Origin of the sequence: Photobacterium swingsii (genome assembly GCF_024346715.1) — a bacterium.
Lineage (GTDB): Bacteria > Pseudomonadota > Gammaproteobacteria > Enterobacterales > Vibrionaceae > Photobacterium > Photobacterium swingsii.
Genome location: NZ_AP024853.1, coordinates 941590 through 956005, shown reverse-complemented (window position 1 = coordinate 956005; position 14416 = coordinate 941590). Strand labels below are relative to the sequence as shown.

The following is a 14416-nucleotide window of genomic DNA, read 5'->3' as shown; positions in this document are numbered from 1 at the left end:
AGGGCTGTTATCTTATAGTGAATAGCAGCCCTTAACAGGCCAACCATGATAATTTTTGATATTAATTCAATTAACCATTTAATCCCTATACTTATAGGTAATGCGGCTTCCTTTCGTAACGAACTCTTTTTTAATCAAGATAGCAAACTGTATGAAGTGCTTCAGTTTATCGAGCATACGGCCACTATTGAAGAAAATGGAAGTTTTATAAATGAAGTGACAGGCTACAGTATGCGGTTAAGTGAATTTCAAGAAGTGCGATTGAAAGTCAATGGTACTGAGTTAGTTGTTATTTCAAATACGTTATCTCATTCATCATAATAAAATTAAGTAGACAACGATGAATACGATTCAATTTCAGCAACAATCGATACCTGTTCTGGGCGCTTTTTTAAAAAAAGGGGATAAAGCCCGTAAGTTTGAATTATTGACCGATAACCTATCGCCGATTACGAATGATAACTTTATGGGTAAAAATGTTATCCTAAACATATTTTTAAGTATTGATACACAGCTATGTGCTAACAGTGTTCGTGAATTTAACCGATTAGTCGCGAGAGTACCGAATACAGAAGTACTTTGTATTTCGATTGATACACCGTTTGCAATGGTGCGTTTTTGCGAGATGGAAGGGCTTGATTACGTCACAACGGCCTCCTGTTTTCGCTCTCCTTCTTTTCAATTTGATTATGGTGTTCAATTATCAGACTCAATTTTAGAGGGGTTTACGGCTAGGGCTGTGGTTTGTTTAAATACTGTAGGTGTTGTCGTTCACAGTGAACTAGCCCATGATTTAGCGGCTCCCATTGATTACCAAAAAGCCATTCAATGCTTTAAATAATGCCGATAAAGTGAAGGTGTTTGCCTCTAAATCCTTCACTTTATTCAGAAGTTAAGTATTTGTGATGTATAAATCAACATTACATGTAAATTCATTATTTGAAAATTTAGAGTAAGGAAGCCTTACTTAGCAGGCTTCCTTTATCATACTTAGATATGGTTTCTTTTATCGTAATTATAATTTTGTACTTTGTTTTTCACATCAAGCACAGTAGGTTGTGTTGTCGATAATTGTGAAACATCTAAATCATATCCAAACTTAGACATCATAAATTCCATAACTCGCTCAGTGTTAAATAGATTGTTTGCTCGCATAGCCTCTATTTGTTCAAGGTTGTTGTTTTTTTGTGAGTCATAGATGAAGAAAGGTATTTCATATTGCTCTGGAGACATCTCTGGTAATCCATGTCCAACATTTACTTCTTCACCATGGTCTGAAAAGTAAATCACAAGTGATTTTTTATCTTCAAATGATTTTTCTATAACGCTTTTTATGACTCGATCTGTTTTTAATATTGTAGCATCATATTCAGGTGTCTTTGACCCCATTTTAATTGCGTTATCCAAATCACCATCTGAGAAGTTATTGTAAGGTAGGTGTGAACCCGCGAGGTGTAATATGAAAAGCTGCTTGGCTTCAGAACGATAATTTTTATTAACCAAGTCAATTAATGTTTCATCATTGCTGTTATTAAAAATACTAATGTCAGATGATTGCCCAATTCGCCCAATTAAAGAACTATGTATCCCTTGGTTAGTTTGAGAAGATAGCCAATGTGTATTAAATCCTTTTTCTTTTGCAGCATTAACAATATTGATATATTTGTTATAACCTGTTTTATCCTCGACAGTAGAGAAGCTTAAGTTTCTTTTTAATGACTCTCTAGTGATCGGAGTTGGAGATATAGTATTATGTACTAGATTAAATTTTGGGTCGTTACTTAATGAATCAATGTAAGGTGTGGTTTCGATATTGTAGCCATAAGCTGATAAGTGGTTACGGTATGCACTTTCACCAATAATAACATAGACTTTATTGTACTCACTGTCTTTCCCATTATCAATAATGTGAGATGGAAGATTGTAGTTATCTGGTGCTAATAATAGTCTTTGTTCGTCTTTATATGTTGCAAAGTTAAAAATAGGATTAAGTAAGGTATAATAGTAAAGATCATTTATTTTAATATATGGTTCAGATACAAACTCTCCAAATGATTTGCTGCCAGAAATAGCCCAGCGTATTGGATGGATAAATAACAGTATTATTAGCAATAACACTTTATGTTTTATTTTTATGTTGATTGTTATTTTTGATGAAATAAAAAAGAATATGCTAGAAATTAAAAGAGACACAAATATCCAAGAATAACCAAACTCAGATAGAAAGCCGTATGCTTCATTTGAATTGGTTTCCATTATAGAGGAAAAAGCACCATAAGTGAGGAATGAGTTATAGTAAAGCACTGAGTTTAGTTGAATGAAGAGAAGAATACTGACAAAACCCTTCAAAATATTACTGACAAAATTGCTCTTACATGAGCAACAAAGCGTGATAAGGATAATGTTGATTAAAGGTGTGCCGTGACCTAAATTTGAGCTTCCTGTTGTTGAAATTAAATGGAAATATGGTAGTAAACTGATCAGTATCAACCCAAAGAAGTATGTTTTTTTCATAAATTACATTCTATTTTTTACTATTAATAAATTTATTTAGACTGATTATTTATAATACACTAGTTTTATTTCTTATGAAATTAGCGCATAAGGTTGCTTTCGTTCTTGGTACTCACTTAACTGGGTTTTGATTGGATATCATACGATGACTTGAGGTGGTTTATAAGGATCACAATAGCGGTTTCGTTATGCACTATAATGAATAGAGGAAAGAAAGGGGAGTAATAAATAAAGGCGGCTTGCTTTGGCTTTCGATGAGGTAGTGATGGACGATAAATCTTCAATTCCTAACAAACAGACCAAGAAAAAGTTGCAGAGTAAAACGGATGCGACTCGGTTAACACTGATTCGGGCGGGTGTGAGTGTCTTTAGCCGTAAAGGGTATGATGGGGCTAGTAACCGGTTATTGGCAAAAAAAGCAGGAGTTAACTTAGCGCTGATTAGCTACCATTTTGGCGGGAAACGCGGGCTATATTTTGCTGTTATAAGGCATGTTAGCCATAAGCTTGCGGTGAGGTTTGCACCTGCAATAAAAAAGTTGGAGAGTGATTTTTCTCATCTTGATCAAATTGGCACACTGAAACAGCAGCGTAGTGCTTGCCTGGCTATGATTAAAGCGCTGCTCATTGCGAATCTAGAGCTGCTTCTTAATCGGCAAACCGCTTCATGGGCGATGTTAGTTTATCGTGAACAGCAACTCCCCAGTAAAGCCTTTTCACTTTTATATAATGAGTCTTTGGTGGCTATACTCACAGCGCTTGAAAAGCCAATAGCCTTTGCCACGCAACGCTCTGAATCGGATCCAGCAGTAAAACTCCTTGCCTTAAGTCTACTCGCTCAAGTACAGCTGGTTCGTTCAGCAAGACATATGTTGTTGCAGCATATGGAGTGGGAGACACTTTCCGATTCTGAAGTTTGTCTATTGAAAAAACACCTTTCAGCTCAGGTGGATACATTACTATCATTACCTCAATGATCGCGTATAAAAGCCCCCTTTTGAGTCATACATTCTTTATTCGCACTATGTTTTACTAACAGTGGTTAATATTTCGATGTATACTTGGCTATATATCGATTAAAGAATGATGAGTCTGATAATAATGATGAAGAAAAATCTTGCTTGGTTGGTCTGTGGGGTCAGTTTGATCGCGAGCCAGTACACATACGCTGCAGAGTCGGTAACTATTTTTGCCGCGTCGTCTTTGACTAATGCTGTGACCGAACTTTCTGAACGTTACCAACAGCAGAGTGACGTCAATAGTCGCCTTTCATTTGCGTCTTCATCGGCATTGGCTCGTCAAATTTCTCAGGGAGCGCCTGCTGACATCTATATTTCAGCTAATGTTAAATGGATGGATTATTTACAAACACAACAAGTGATTGAAAATGAAAGCAGAAAGCCATTACTGAAAAACAGCTTGGTTATGGTTGCTCCTCTGTCGTATCCCAAAGATACCGTGACGCCATCTGCGTCTTGGAATCTTGCTGCTGCCCTTATGGATACGCGAATGGCTGTGGGGGATCCTAACCATGTGCCAGCAGGACGCTATGCTAAACAGGCGTTAGAAAACTTAGGGATATGGCAAGCCGCGAAATCACATTTAGCGCGAGCGAATAATGTACGCTCAGCTTTGGTATTGGTAGAACGTGGTGAATCCAATCTTGGCGTTGTGTATAAAACTGATGCCAAAATTTCAAATAAAGTGAAAATTGTAGCTGAATTGCCCGATAGTAGTCATACGCCGATCCGTTACCCAATGGCGATTGTGAAGGGAAAAGCGACTCCTGCTGTACAAGATTATTATGTGTTTTTACAATCAGAAGAAGCCAAGACAGTGTTTGAAAAGTATGGTTTTGAGGTCGTAAGTGCTAACTGAGTACGAGATTCAAGCGCTATTACTGAGTTTGAAAATATCAGGGGTGGCCGTGCTTTTTAGCCTGCCATTCGGCATTTTATGTGCGTGGTTGCTAGCCCGTTGTCAGTTTATTGGTAAATCTATGCTAGATGGCTTAGTGCATCTACCGTTAGTGTTGCCGCCTGTTGTTATCGGTTACTTATTGTTGGTTGGCATGGGGCGGCAAGGTATTGTTGGTCGCTGGCTTTATGACTGGTTCGGTGTCTCATTCAGCTTTAGTTGGCAAGGAGCTGCATTGGCCGTGTCTGTTGTCGCATTTCCATTGATGGTTCGCTCAATACGTTTATCACTTGAAAGTGTCGACAATAAGTTAGAGCAAGCAGCAAGAACATTGGGAGCAAGCCCTCTTCGTGTCTTTATGACCATTACGCTACCGCTAACAATTCCTGGTATTTTAACGGGCATCATTTTAGCGTTTGCAAGAGCGTTGGGTGAATTTGGTGCCACAATTACCTTTGTCTCAAATATTCCCGGTGAAACTCAAACGATTCCACTGGCGATGTATTCATTTATTGAAACTCCTGGCGCAGAAAGCCAAGCTGCACGCTTATGTGTCATTGCGATTGCGATTGCTTTGTCTTCGTTACTTGCATCTGAGTGGCTATCTCGAGCCGCACGTAGACGCTTGGAGGCACCATGCTAACCATTAATATGTCACAGCAACTTGGTGATCTTTCATTGGATGTCGATGTGTCGTTACCCATGCAAGGGATCACGGCTATATTTGGGCGCTCAGGGGCAGGTAAAACATCATTCATCAATCTGTTGAGTGGCTTAACAGTACCCGATGCTGGCTGTATTACCCTTGGCGAGCATGTTTTGTTTGATAGTGCGACTAAGACTCTTGTACCGCCAGAACGTCGAGGTATTGGTTATGTTTTTCAAGATGCGCGTTTATTTCCTCATTATCGCGTAAAAGGCAACTTACTTTATGGGTGCCCTGAAAAAGATGATCAACATTTTAATGATGTTGTTCACTTGCTGGGGATTGAAGCACTCCTCGATCGTTTTCCTGCTTCGTTATCGGGCGGTGAAAAGCAGCGAGTGGCGATTGGCCGTGCTTTGTTAACTAAGCCAAAGATGTTATTGATGGACGAGCCATTAGCGTCGTTGGATGTACCTCGCAAACAAGAGTTGCTGCCTTATTTGGAGCGGCTTGCGAAAGAAATCAGTATCCCGATTGTTTATGTCACTCACAGCTTGGATGAAATCTTGCGTCTTGCTGATCATATGGTGATGTTGCATCAAGGCAAAGTTGTTGCGTCAGGGCACGTTAATAGTGTGTGGGGCTCGCCAGAGATGCGGCCGTGGTTACCAGCAAAAGAACAAAGTTCACTCTTGAGTGCACGTGTGAATTTCGATCACCCTGACTATGCATTAACCCAAGTAATGCTTAGTCAAAGTGATTTTTTATGGGTGAATCGGTTAGAAAAAACACGGGGTGAGTGGATACGTGTACGTATTTTCTCGAATGATGTTTCGTTGACTCGAGAGCAACCTAAACAAACCAGTATCCGTAATATTTTACGGGCGCGTATTGATAAAATTCAACGCGATACAGCTAACGAGCGTGTTGAAGTACGGCTTCGTATTGGTGAAACTCAACTCTGGGCAAATATCACGTTATGGGCAGCGGATGAGCTTAATTTGCTAGTCGGTGACTCTGTTTATGCACAAGTTAAAGGTGTCAGCGTAACGCGTGATGATCTCGTTGCATAGACCCAATGAGAGGTGGATGAGCTAAGGTTCCGCCTCTCATTAATGTATGCTCCCGAAGAAAACAGACTTAAATATGAGGACCATATTGTCGTTTTAGCTGAGTGATAACGGATGGCAACTCTTGCTGTATCAGCGCATGTATTAATATATTCCTATCTTCTACATTTATTCCCCAATTTCCTTCGTATTTATACCGCTCTAACAGAGATAAAGCGGTACTTTTGATTTTTCTATCCTGATGGCTGCTTGCATATTCCAATACCATCCAAGGCCCTACTTTTAGTGATAAGGCATATAAAATGTCACTATTTTCATAGATAACCCAATCAATATTGGTTGTATTAGCAAGAGTAGGTGAGGCGACTTTTTGGATCGGGTGAACATTTTGGTTAAAAAAACGTTTTGCGGCTTGAATACCTAGCAGTTCAGGCGTTCCTTGGTCACACAGCCACTGCGTCAGTGTCGCTATGCCTTCGTAATAACAATTCGCTAATACGGTGTCGAGTGTCCATTGTTGTGTGTATTCATCGCTAGGATCAAATTGTGCCCAAGTGAGTGTCATCACTTTAGTGGTACGTTTAGGTACTACTTGCCTTATTGGCTGGTTATTTTGGTGATGAAGTTGTCGAGCAATAACGAAGTGAACTAACTGATTGAGCCATACAGAGTAAAGAGTTTGCTGAATAGGGTTTAATCGCTGTACTTGGTAACGTTGGCAAACTGCATTTAAAAGCAAATGTGAAGAAAGAGATAAGTTAACTTCATTACCGTGATCGGACAGATCCCTTAAGCTGGCTAAACGTTGTGGAATATCATGGCTGAGATCATTACTGATCCCAATTCTAAAAGTAATGTTTTGATCAATCAGTTCGGGGGCAATGGCTTTGGTGGTGTTAAGCGCGGCACGAAAATCAAGCTCAACAATATTGGTGAGGCAATAATCATCATCAGAGAAGCAATGTTGGGGCAATTGATGGCGTAATGCTTTTAGTTCATTGATCAAATACTTTCGTGTCATTGGAGAATGGCATCGAATATCAATGTTAGGTAATGCTTTTGAAGGCAGAAGCTCATCGGGTGTTACCTGATCATGTAGATTTGAATATGTATTGACCATAATCACTTTCCTGCATATTAGTGTCGCACAATTGAAGCATAGCCGACTTTTTGGACGTTTAGGTCGACAAATATAGGTTTGTGATTTGCAACAAAGCGTTAGGTAATTTTATTTGTTCGTACAATTGCATATTTGTACTGAAAGTTAGTCTATGATGTTATAAAAAGTATATTTTCTATTGTATGTTATTGTTTTCTAATGACTATGTGCTGGCTGGTTTATGTCTTCTTTGTCAGTGTTTTGTCAAATAACAACAGAGTTAGTGTCTAAATATTGCATCATTAGCATGACCATTTATAGTGATTCGCACAAAAGATAGACAGCTTTTCACCATTAATGAGTCGAAATATTGCTGATTTAGTAGTCGCAATTACTATGTATTGGCTGATTAGTGGTTAAATTCATTATTATATTGGATGTACCCATGCGAATATTTTCATTGTTATTGCTTACCGTGTTTTTTGTTTCTGGTTGTGGCGGCTCAGGTGGTTCATCTGATAATAGCGGCAGCTCAAATAGCGGTAATTCCGGCCAAGTAGGCGGCGGTGATAATGGTGGTGGTTCTGGCGGTGGGTCAGGTGATAATGGTGAAGGTAGCGGTGGTGGTTCAGTAACTCCTGATCCAAACCCAAATCCAGACCCAGAAGGGACTTTCGCTGATCAAATGCTAACAGCAGTCAATGCAGCACGTGCTGTAGGGCGTAACTGTGGCTCAACGTTTTACCCTGCAGCAGCACCATTGACTTGGGATGCTAAGTTGCAATCAGCGGCGCAGGTGCATTCGACCAATATGGCAAACTATAATTTCTTCAGCCATACAGGGTTAGACGGAAAAAGTGCGAGCAACCGTGTCACAGATCAAGGATACGCATGGCGTTCAGTGGCTGAAAATATAGCAGCTGGCCAAAAAGACATTGATACTGTGATGACAACTTGGCTAAACAGCCCCGGTCATTGTAAAAACATTATGGGCAGTAACTACACGCAAATGGGAGCTGCTTATGATATGAACTCAGGCTCTCAATACAATATTTACTGGACGCAAGTGTTCGCCACACCACAGTAAGCGTGAATGATGGCAACTTTCCCATCACTAAAATAGTGGTTATTTTTAGAGAAAGCCTGTGGTATCAGCAGGCTTTCTTTTGTTACATGCCAACCTGCCTTTAAGCTGTTAGTTGCTAGACGATCGCGTTCTTCGTCAACATCTGGATCGATGGCATGAAGAATCGTAATGATCCCTTTATAATGGGCAATCTTCAGGTTATTGTCGTAACTGACAGCACCAACCCAGAATGGCTGCTGACTTTGCTTATCAATTCCGCCATACCACCAACGTACGTGGCTGCGCTTCAATAAATCACCAGCTAATTGGTACGCAGACCACTGTGGTTGTTGATTCCAATATAAATCTGAAATAGGCGGTTGTTTTTGCTGAATTAAGTCAAAATAATGAGTTAATGAAATATTGTCGTTAGAAAATGTTTTATTCTTTTTCCAGCCAAGCTGTTGCATCAAAGTGTCTGGGTTCGCGCCGAGATAAATCAAATTAATGGGTTGTGCTTGGTAAACAGGAGCTAATCCTGGATAGACTTCAAAATTTAGCTGGGCGTAGCGGTCAATTTTGGCTCCCTGAAGCTCAGTGGTGTCGTTAACGGTTGTTTGTGCATAACTGGTTTTTATCAACGCAAAGTCAATGTTGTTGCTATTAATGAAAAAGTGGACGTAATTCATTAGCAGTAAACTGATGATCCAAGTGCTGACTATATTGCGCCATTTACCTTGTTGGCGACGATAAAAGATCAGGGTTGTGATAAAGCCAAAAGCACAAGTCAGGATTAATAACCAATGTTCTTGTAAGAACAGCAATAGGGTAGCGATACTGGGTAACATGCTAAGTCCATGTCCCATGAGTGCACCTGCAAGCAGAAATTGGCCAACGCCTAGCGTGATACCAATGACAGAGCACAGGCTGAATTTCCACCATGGCATGCGATAACTCCCAGCAAGAAATGGCATGACCCAGGCAATAGGACCAAGTAAGCGAGCGGCGATAACAATGATGAAGCCATAGCGTGTTAGTGCTAGTTTGGCTTTGGCAGTGGCTCGACGTGTCTTAGGGAAGCGACGGCGCAGTTTTCGCTGCCCTTGTCCGCCCATTTTATGACCAATAGCAAAGCTTAACTGATCTCCTAACAATGCGCCGAATAAGACGGCTATAGCGCCTGTCAATAATCCCTGATTCAGTTGGTACCCAGCAGCAAGGAAAAAAGGTTCGCCAGGTACGAATAAGTTAGGGCCTATCAGGGCATCAAAAAAACTGCCCCCAAATAGCCACCACCAAGAAAAGTCCATATTTCACCTACCTTTATTTGTCATTAAGATTGACGGTAATGATCAAATTGATAGTTCATCTCGTTATTGCGCATTTCACCCAGAAAAAATCGGCGCACATTGGCTTTTAGGTACGTTAGCCCCATGGTGAAGAAACCATCTTGCTCTAAACGGCGAGGATCGAACCAAAAGCTGACGGATAACATGCGGTAGCGCCATGTTTGGGCGGCTCGGCGAACGTAGTCACAGTCTTCACATAGGGTGATGCTTTCGTCAAACCCTTCAATTTCTTGGTGGGCTCGTTTAGTTGAAAAAATACATGCACCAACTGCGGTCGGAAAAAAGAATGATGTAGCCCAAAGCCCAGCGTTAAATGCGCCATAACCTAAGCGATAGGTGAGCGAGAGATCATCTGCTCCCATGTAGACACCAGCCACTTCGAGTTTGTTTTTTTCTAACTTATGCAATGCATCTGTTAAAAAGGTTGGTGCTAAACGAACATCTGCATCTAGAAACAATAAGCGTTCATGTTGCGCCAACTTGGCGCCTGTATTTCGGCCTAAGCTTGTGCCACGGTTTTCCATTTTATGAACGGTTAACTGGGGGAGGGCTTTTTCATAACCGTGGGCTATGGTACGTGTGTTGTCATCGCTGTTTGAATCGACCACGATAACTTCGAAATTTTGGTGGGTTTGTTTGCTTAGATCATCTAATAGACGACCAATGCGTTTCTCTTCATTCAGTGTAATGACAACAATGCTGATCGGGCTCATAACATACTCCTGACTTGACCGTGTTAGGAAGGAAGGTGTCGGACAAGTTAGAAGTAGTTTGAACCCTGTGGATTGAATATAGTGTGAGGGCTTAATTCATATAGCGTTCATTTTTGCGTGTTATTAAAAAAATGCCCTGTAGCAGCAGGGCAAATAAGGATTTCAAGAATGATATTTTTAGTTTTTCAAACGCAGATATCTTATTACTTCACTCTTCTATTTCAATATTTACGCGCCTTGTTATATTAATCTATTTTTGTTTATTAAAATGCCCATTTATTAACTGAATTAAAAAATATACGTTATTAACTGTTTAAGCCTTCTGAAGCTAAGTGTTAGGTTAAATATTGGACAGAAAGGAATATAATGAGTGAATCAATCAAACGAAGTTTTCAGCTTCAGTGCCTTCTAAACTTCAAGATTTCATTTTTCTTTATTGAAAGGAATGTCATGAATTATATCGAATTTAACGATGATACGTACGCTTATAACCCTATTCGCTACTTACCAATGAATGAAGTTGAATTTAAGCATTCATTCAGAGTTGCGATTGAAAATAAAGGCATATCAAAAATCATCACAATCGGGCAGCTTGTATATGGTTTTATTCTTGGTGGGGTATTGTATATGAGCCCTGATGAAAGTGATGAGATAAAGGTTAATATTATTACGCTTTCTAAAAAATAGAAAAAAGGGGGCTATCCCCCCTTTTCATTACTGAACACTATTGTGTTATTGCTAGTTTAGTGTCCGATTGTTCGACTGGCTAAAAGGTCAGGTTTATCAAATATTGCAAATTTACTGATTAGCTGATCTGACTCTTCATTCATTCCTATAATTTCAACATCGGATCCTGCGTCCATGAACTTAATAACGACTTTATCTAGAGCACCTACTGCTGTGATGTCCCAAAAGTGAGCATCGGTTAAGTCGATAGTCACATACTTAGTTGGATGATTAAAATTAAACATATCAATGAAGTTGTAAGCGGAAGCAAAGAAAATCTGACCGTGTACTTTGTGAATCGTATGCTCATTATGAATGACGACATCATCAGTAACTTTCATGATTTTACGGCTATGATTTGCATAGAATACTGTTGAAATCACAACGCCAATAATAACGCCAATCGCTAAGTTATGTGTCATAACGACGGAAATAACAGTCGCTATCATGATCACGTTAGAGTTTAATGGGTGATGGCGAATATCAAGAATAGACTTCCAAGAAAATGTACTAATAGAAACCATGATCATGACAGCAACTAGGGCTGCCATAGGGATCTGCTTAAGATAATCTCCAAGGAATACAACCATGATTAATAGAAAAACGCCTGAAGACAATGTTGATAATCGCGTTCTTCCTCCTGAACTCATATTGATCATGGATTGGCCTATCATTGCACACCCAGCCATACCACCAAAGAAGCCTGAAACTATGTTGGCAATGCCTTGGCCTTTACATTCATCGTTGTTGTTACTTGGCGTATCTGTAATGTCATCAATGATTTTTGCTGTCATTAATGATTCAAGCACGCCCACGACAGCAAGCGCAAGTGAATACGGGAATATTATCTGCAAAGTTTCAAATGATAATGGTACGTTAGGTAGCAAGAAAATCGGTAACGAATCAGGTAACGCCCCCATATCCCCAACGGTACGTACATCAACGTTGAAAATGACTGAGAAGATAGTGATTGCGACAATACACACCAGTGGAGAGGGAAGTAGTTTGCCAATCTTAGGTACATACGGGAACAAATAAATGATGCCTAACCCACACGCTGTGAGCGCATAAACGTGCCAGGTCACATTCGTTAACTCAGGTAATTGAGCCATAAATATTAATATTGCTAAGGCGTTAACGAAACCAGTAACGATGGACCGAGAGATAAATCTCATTAAATCACCGAGTTTCAATAGCCCAATACCGTATTGAAGAACGCCTGTAAATACAGATGCGGCTAATAGGTATTCGACGCCGTGTTGTTTGACTAAGGTTGTCATCAGTAAGGCCATTGCGCCTGTTGATGCTGAAATCATTCCTGATCGTGAGCCTGTAAAAGCGATAACAACACAAATTGAAAATGAGGCGTACAGGCCAACTTTTGGATCAAGACCTGCAATAATTGAAAAGGCGATAGCTTCTGGTATGAGAGCGAGTGCAACAACAATTCCTGATAACAAATCCCCTTTAATATTGTTAAACCATGATTCTTTGTAAAATGTAAGCATAATATCTCTTTTTAGTTAATTCATTTAAGTTTGTAATTAAGAGATATATTTCTAAGGCGGCGTGATAAATATTGTCTTATCCTCCAATTAGTACATGAAAAAGTTAAGTATTAATAACAAAACGAAGTAAATAAAAATGTTTAAGTATTTGAATTCAATAAAGCTTTCGTCAACTTCAAAGTCGAAGTCTTTGTTAATACCATCAAGGTGTTCAAAATACTCATCGAGATCGTTTCTTTCCCTCAAAATAAATCGCCTATGCTCATGTGATAACCAATAGCATCTACAGCGGGTGTAGGTGCTATTGGTGATGGCATCAGTTATTTTTGAATTTTATATAGAGTGATGGATACTGCTCGATCAAGCGCAATATTTTCCTTGCTAACCCTGTAGGGTTCCTTCTGCCTTGCTCCCAGCTTTTTATGGTATCTAAACTTAATTCAAGGTCGTTTGCCAGTTCCTTTTGGCTAATATTTAGGTTTGCTCTTAGTGACCTAATATCTACTTCATTAGTCATAATTGCCTCGTTATTATTGGCGTACACTGTACTCCATGTGTTAATTAATAGAACGCTGTAAAATAGGTAAATAACATTTCATTTTTGATCGGTTGTAATGTCAGTGTCTTTTGCGCAACATACCGTGAAATTTAATCGATAAAGGATTGTCATTACTACGATTTTAATACGTTTATCATATTTAAATGAATTAAGTAAATAAGCAAGAATATTACAAGGGGGATCATGATTTTTAGTTTTGAAATTTTAATATACGATGAAAAAAAGAGAACTGCCGACAGCATTGCTATTTCAATAATTTGTGATGTCGGCCGGACAGGAGTTGTCGTCAAAGAGAAAGAAGACGGCATGTATGCTTCGGTGGCAATTGAGGGAGAGTCTTTCATTAAGTCGGCATTTGATATTATTGATGACATTAATACTGTCGATGGCCTGACGTGCGTAATGGTGAATAGTCTAGATGATAATTAGTGGATTTATTTTACGAGCACACAGACTCGACAAGGGCGTTAGCTGCAAATCATGTGCAGACTATCTAGATATTACAACAACTTATTTATCATTAATTGAAACTGGTAAGAATAAACCATCAAAGAAAGTGTTAAAGAAAGCGGCCGTACTGTTTGACCTTGATGAGGGATATTTTTTAAGCCTTCCTGATTCCTTGCTACCTGCGCTAGATGCGGCGAAAACCTTAACGAACGTTGAGAAAAATATATTATCTTCTTTGCTTGCGTCTAAAATGTAAAACCCAGCACAAATATGACTGATTTCTGATATGCCCCTTGATTGATCTTTGGAAGGAGTATGTTGATCAACCAAGGAGCAGTTCGAACGCTGAGGTCTAAATGTAGTGAAGATCTTGTGGTAATTCAGTTATTGGTTCTTCGCTGAATTTAATCGAAAATCATCAGTAGCTATGACCCAAGCTGGTTTGTTGATGTACTTGCCAAGAAAAAAAGCAGGTAAAATACAAAGCATTAATGGAATAGCTTCTTTGATATAAGTCGCAGCCATTGCTTCTTCGTGGCTGATGTAGTTAAGCGCTGCGAGTATACTGAATAATGTTCCTAGTACAGTCATCACAGATAAGATAATTAGTCCTAAACCTAATATATCGCGTAAGTAGATTTTGGAAGCGTCCACGGTTACATCCTCGTAAATACGTGAAAGAAAAAATAACAGTCAGGATAATACGCCTTTGAGTCATTGCTTGGTAAAAGGGTTATAACACCTTGTTCTGACTGAGTTAACAGCATTACTATACTCTTAGTGGCATAGTGAATTTTGAT

Annotated in this window: 17 protein-coding genes; 10 read left to right on the top strand and 7 right to left on the bottom strand. The window is 39.4% G+C overall.

Annotation, left to right across the window (positions count from 1 at the left end; all coding sequences use genetic code 11):
• The first annotated feature begins 45 nt into the window (after nt 1-45).
• Both OCU77_RS21625 and tpx read left to right on the top strand, forming a co-directional pair.
• Complete coding sequence (locus tag OCU77_RS21625) at nt 46-321, top strand: hypothetical protein (RefSeq protein WP_048897563.1); 276 nt, start codon at nt 46-48, stop codon at nt 319-321.
• A 19-nt stretch (nt 322-340) separates the two neighbouring features.
• On the top strand, nt 341-841 hold the full coding sequence (tpx, locus tag OCU77_RS21620) for a thiol peroxidase (protein WP_107302603.1): 501 nt from the start codon (nt 341-343) through the stop codon (nt 839-841).
• Nucleotides 842-990: 149 nt separating this feature from the next.
• Here tpx and OCU77_RS21615 read toward each other — a convergent pair whose 3' ends face one another.
• Nucleotides 991-2514: a phosphoethanolamine transferase gene (locus OCU77_RS21615; RefSeq protein ID WP_084711701.1), complete on the bottom strand. Its 1524-nt coding sequence runs from the start codon at nt 2512-2514 to the stop codon at nt 991-993.
• A 265-nt stretch (nt 2515-2779) separates the two neighbouring features.
• Between OCU77_RS21615 and OCU77_RS21610 the strand changes: the two genes are divergently transcribed.
• The 4 genes from OCU77_RS21610 to modC all read left to right on the top strand — a co-directional run bounded on the left by OCU77_RS21610 (nt 2780) and on the right by modC (nt 6149).
• Nucleotides 2780-3490, top strand: a complete 711-nt coding sequence (locus OCU77_RS21610) for a CerR family C-terminal domain-containing protein (RefSeq protein WP_144414882.1) — start codon at nt 2780-2782, stop codon at nt 3488-3490.
• A gap of 127 nt (nt 3491-3617) precedes the next feature.
• Nucleotides 3618-4391 carry a molybdate ABC transporter substrate-binding protein gene (gene modA / locus OCU77_RS21605; protein ID WP_239685858.1) on the top strand — a complete coding sequence of 258 codons (774 nt, stop codon included), beginning with the start codon at nt 3618-3620 and terminating at the stop codon, nt 4389-4391.
• Nucleotides 4381-5073, top strand: coding sequence for a molybdate ABC transporter permease subunit (gene modB / locus OCU77_RS21600; protein WP_048897567.1), 693 nt, complete (start codon nt 4381-4383; stop codon nt 5071-5073). The genes modA and modB overlap by 11 nt, the downstream gene beginning before the upstream one ends.
• Nucleotides 5067-6149: a molybdenum ABC transporter ATP-binding protein ModC gene (gene modC / locus OCU77_RS21595; protein WP_048897568.1), complete on the top strand. Its 1083-nt coding sequence runs from the start codon at nt 5067-5069 to the stop codon at nt 6147-6149. The genes modB and modC overlap by 7 nt, the downstream gene beginning before the upstream one ends.
• A 67-nt stretch (nt 6150-6216) precedes the next feature.
• Here modC and OCU77_RS21590 read toward each other — a convergent pair whose 3' ends face one another.
• Entirely contained in the window at nt 6217-7266 is a 1050-nt protein-coding gene (locus tag OCU77_RS21590; protein ID WP_048897569.1) for a hypothetical protein, read from the bottom strand.
• A 424-nt stretch (nt 7267-7690) separates the two neighbouring features.
• Here OCU77_RS21590 and OCU77_RS21585 point away from each other — a divergent pair, with 424 nt between their 5' ends.
• Entirely contained in the window at nt 7691-8332 is a 642-nt protein-coding gene (locus OCU77_RS21585; RefSeq protein ID WP_048897570.1) for a CAP domain-containing protein, read from the top strand.
• On the opposite strand, the gene OCU77_RS21580 is transcribed toward OCU77_RS21585, so the two are convergent.
• Nucleotides 8299-9621, bottom strand: a complete 1323-nt coding sequence (locus OCU77_RS21580) for an LssY C-terminal domain-containing protein (protein ID WP_048897571.1) — start codon at nt 9619-9621, stop codon at nt 8299-8301. The two genes, OCU77_RS21585 and OCU77_RS21580, sit on opposite strands and share 34 nt — an antisense overlap.
• A gap of 23 nt (nt 9622-9644) precedes the next feature.
• The gene (locus tag OCU77_RS21575; RefSeq protein ID WP_048897572.1) at nt 9645-10373 is read right to left on the bottom strand and encodes a glycosyltransferase family 2 protein; all 729 of its coding nucleotides are present in this window, start codon (nt 10371-10373) and stop codon (nt 9645-9647) included.
• Nucleotides 10374-10823: 450 nt separating this feature from the next.
• Between OCU77_RS21575 and OCU77_RS21570 the strand changes: the two genes are divergently transcribed.
• The gene (locus OCU77_RS21570) at nt 10824-11060 is read left to right on the top strand and encodes a PH domain-containing protein (RefSeq protein ID WP_048897573.1); all 237 of its coding nucleotides are present in this window, start codon (nt 10824-10826) and stop codon (nt 11058-11060) included.
• A 56-nt stretch (nt 11061-11116) separates the two neighbouring features.
• Here the strand turns inward: OCU77_RS21570 and OCU77_RS21565 are convergent, their stop codons facing one another.
• The gene (locus OCU77_RS21565; RefSeq protein WP_048897574.1) at nt 11117-12607 is read right to left on the bottom strand and encodes a SulP family inorganic anion transporter; all 1491 of its coding nucleotides are present in this window, start codon (nt 12605-12607) and stop codon (nt 11117-11119) included.
• A 316-nt stretch (nt 12608-12923) separates the two neighbouring features.
• Nucleotides 12924-13124 carry a NadS family protein gene (gene nadS, locus OCU77_RS21560; protein WP_084711714.1) on the bottom strand — a complete coding sequence of 67 codons (201 nt, stop codon included), beginning with the start codon at nt 13122-13124 and terminating at the stop codon, nt 12924-12926.
• A gap of 225 nt (nt 13125-13349) precedes the next feature.
• Here nadS and OCU77_RS21555 point away from each other — a divergent pair, with 225 nt between their 5' ends.
• Complete coding sequence (locus OCU77_RS21555) at nt 13350-13595, top strand: hypothetical protein (RefSeq protein WP_048897576.1); 246 nt, start codon at nt 13350-13352, stop codon at nt 13593-13595.
• Nucleotides 13585-13872, top strand: a complete 288-nt coding sequence (locus OCU77_RS21550) for a helix-turn-helix domain-containing protein (RefSeq protein ID WP_048897577.1) — start codon at nt 13585-13587, stop codon at nt 13870-13872. The genes OCU77_RS21555 and OCU77_RS21550 overlap by 11 nt, the downstream gene beginning before the upstream one ends.
• A gap of 128 nt (nt 13873-14000) precedes the next feature.
• Here the strand turns inward: OCU77_RS21550 and OCU77_RS21545 are convergent, their stop codons facing one another.
• Nucleotides 14001-14270, bottom strand: a complete 270-nt coding sequence (locus OCU77_RS21545) for a hypothetical protein (protein WP_048897578.1) — start codon at nt 14268-14270, stop codon at nt 14001-14003.
• Nucleotides 14271-14416 lie beyond the last annotated feature (146 nt).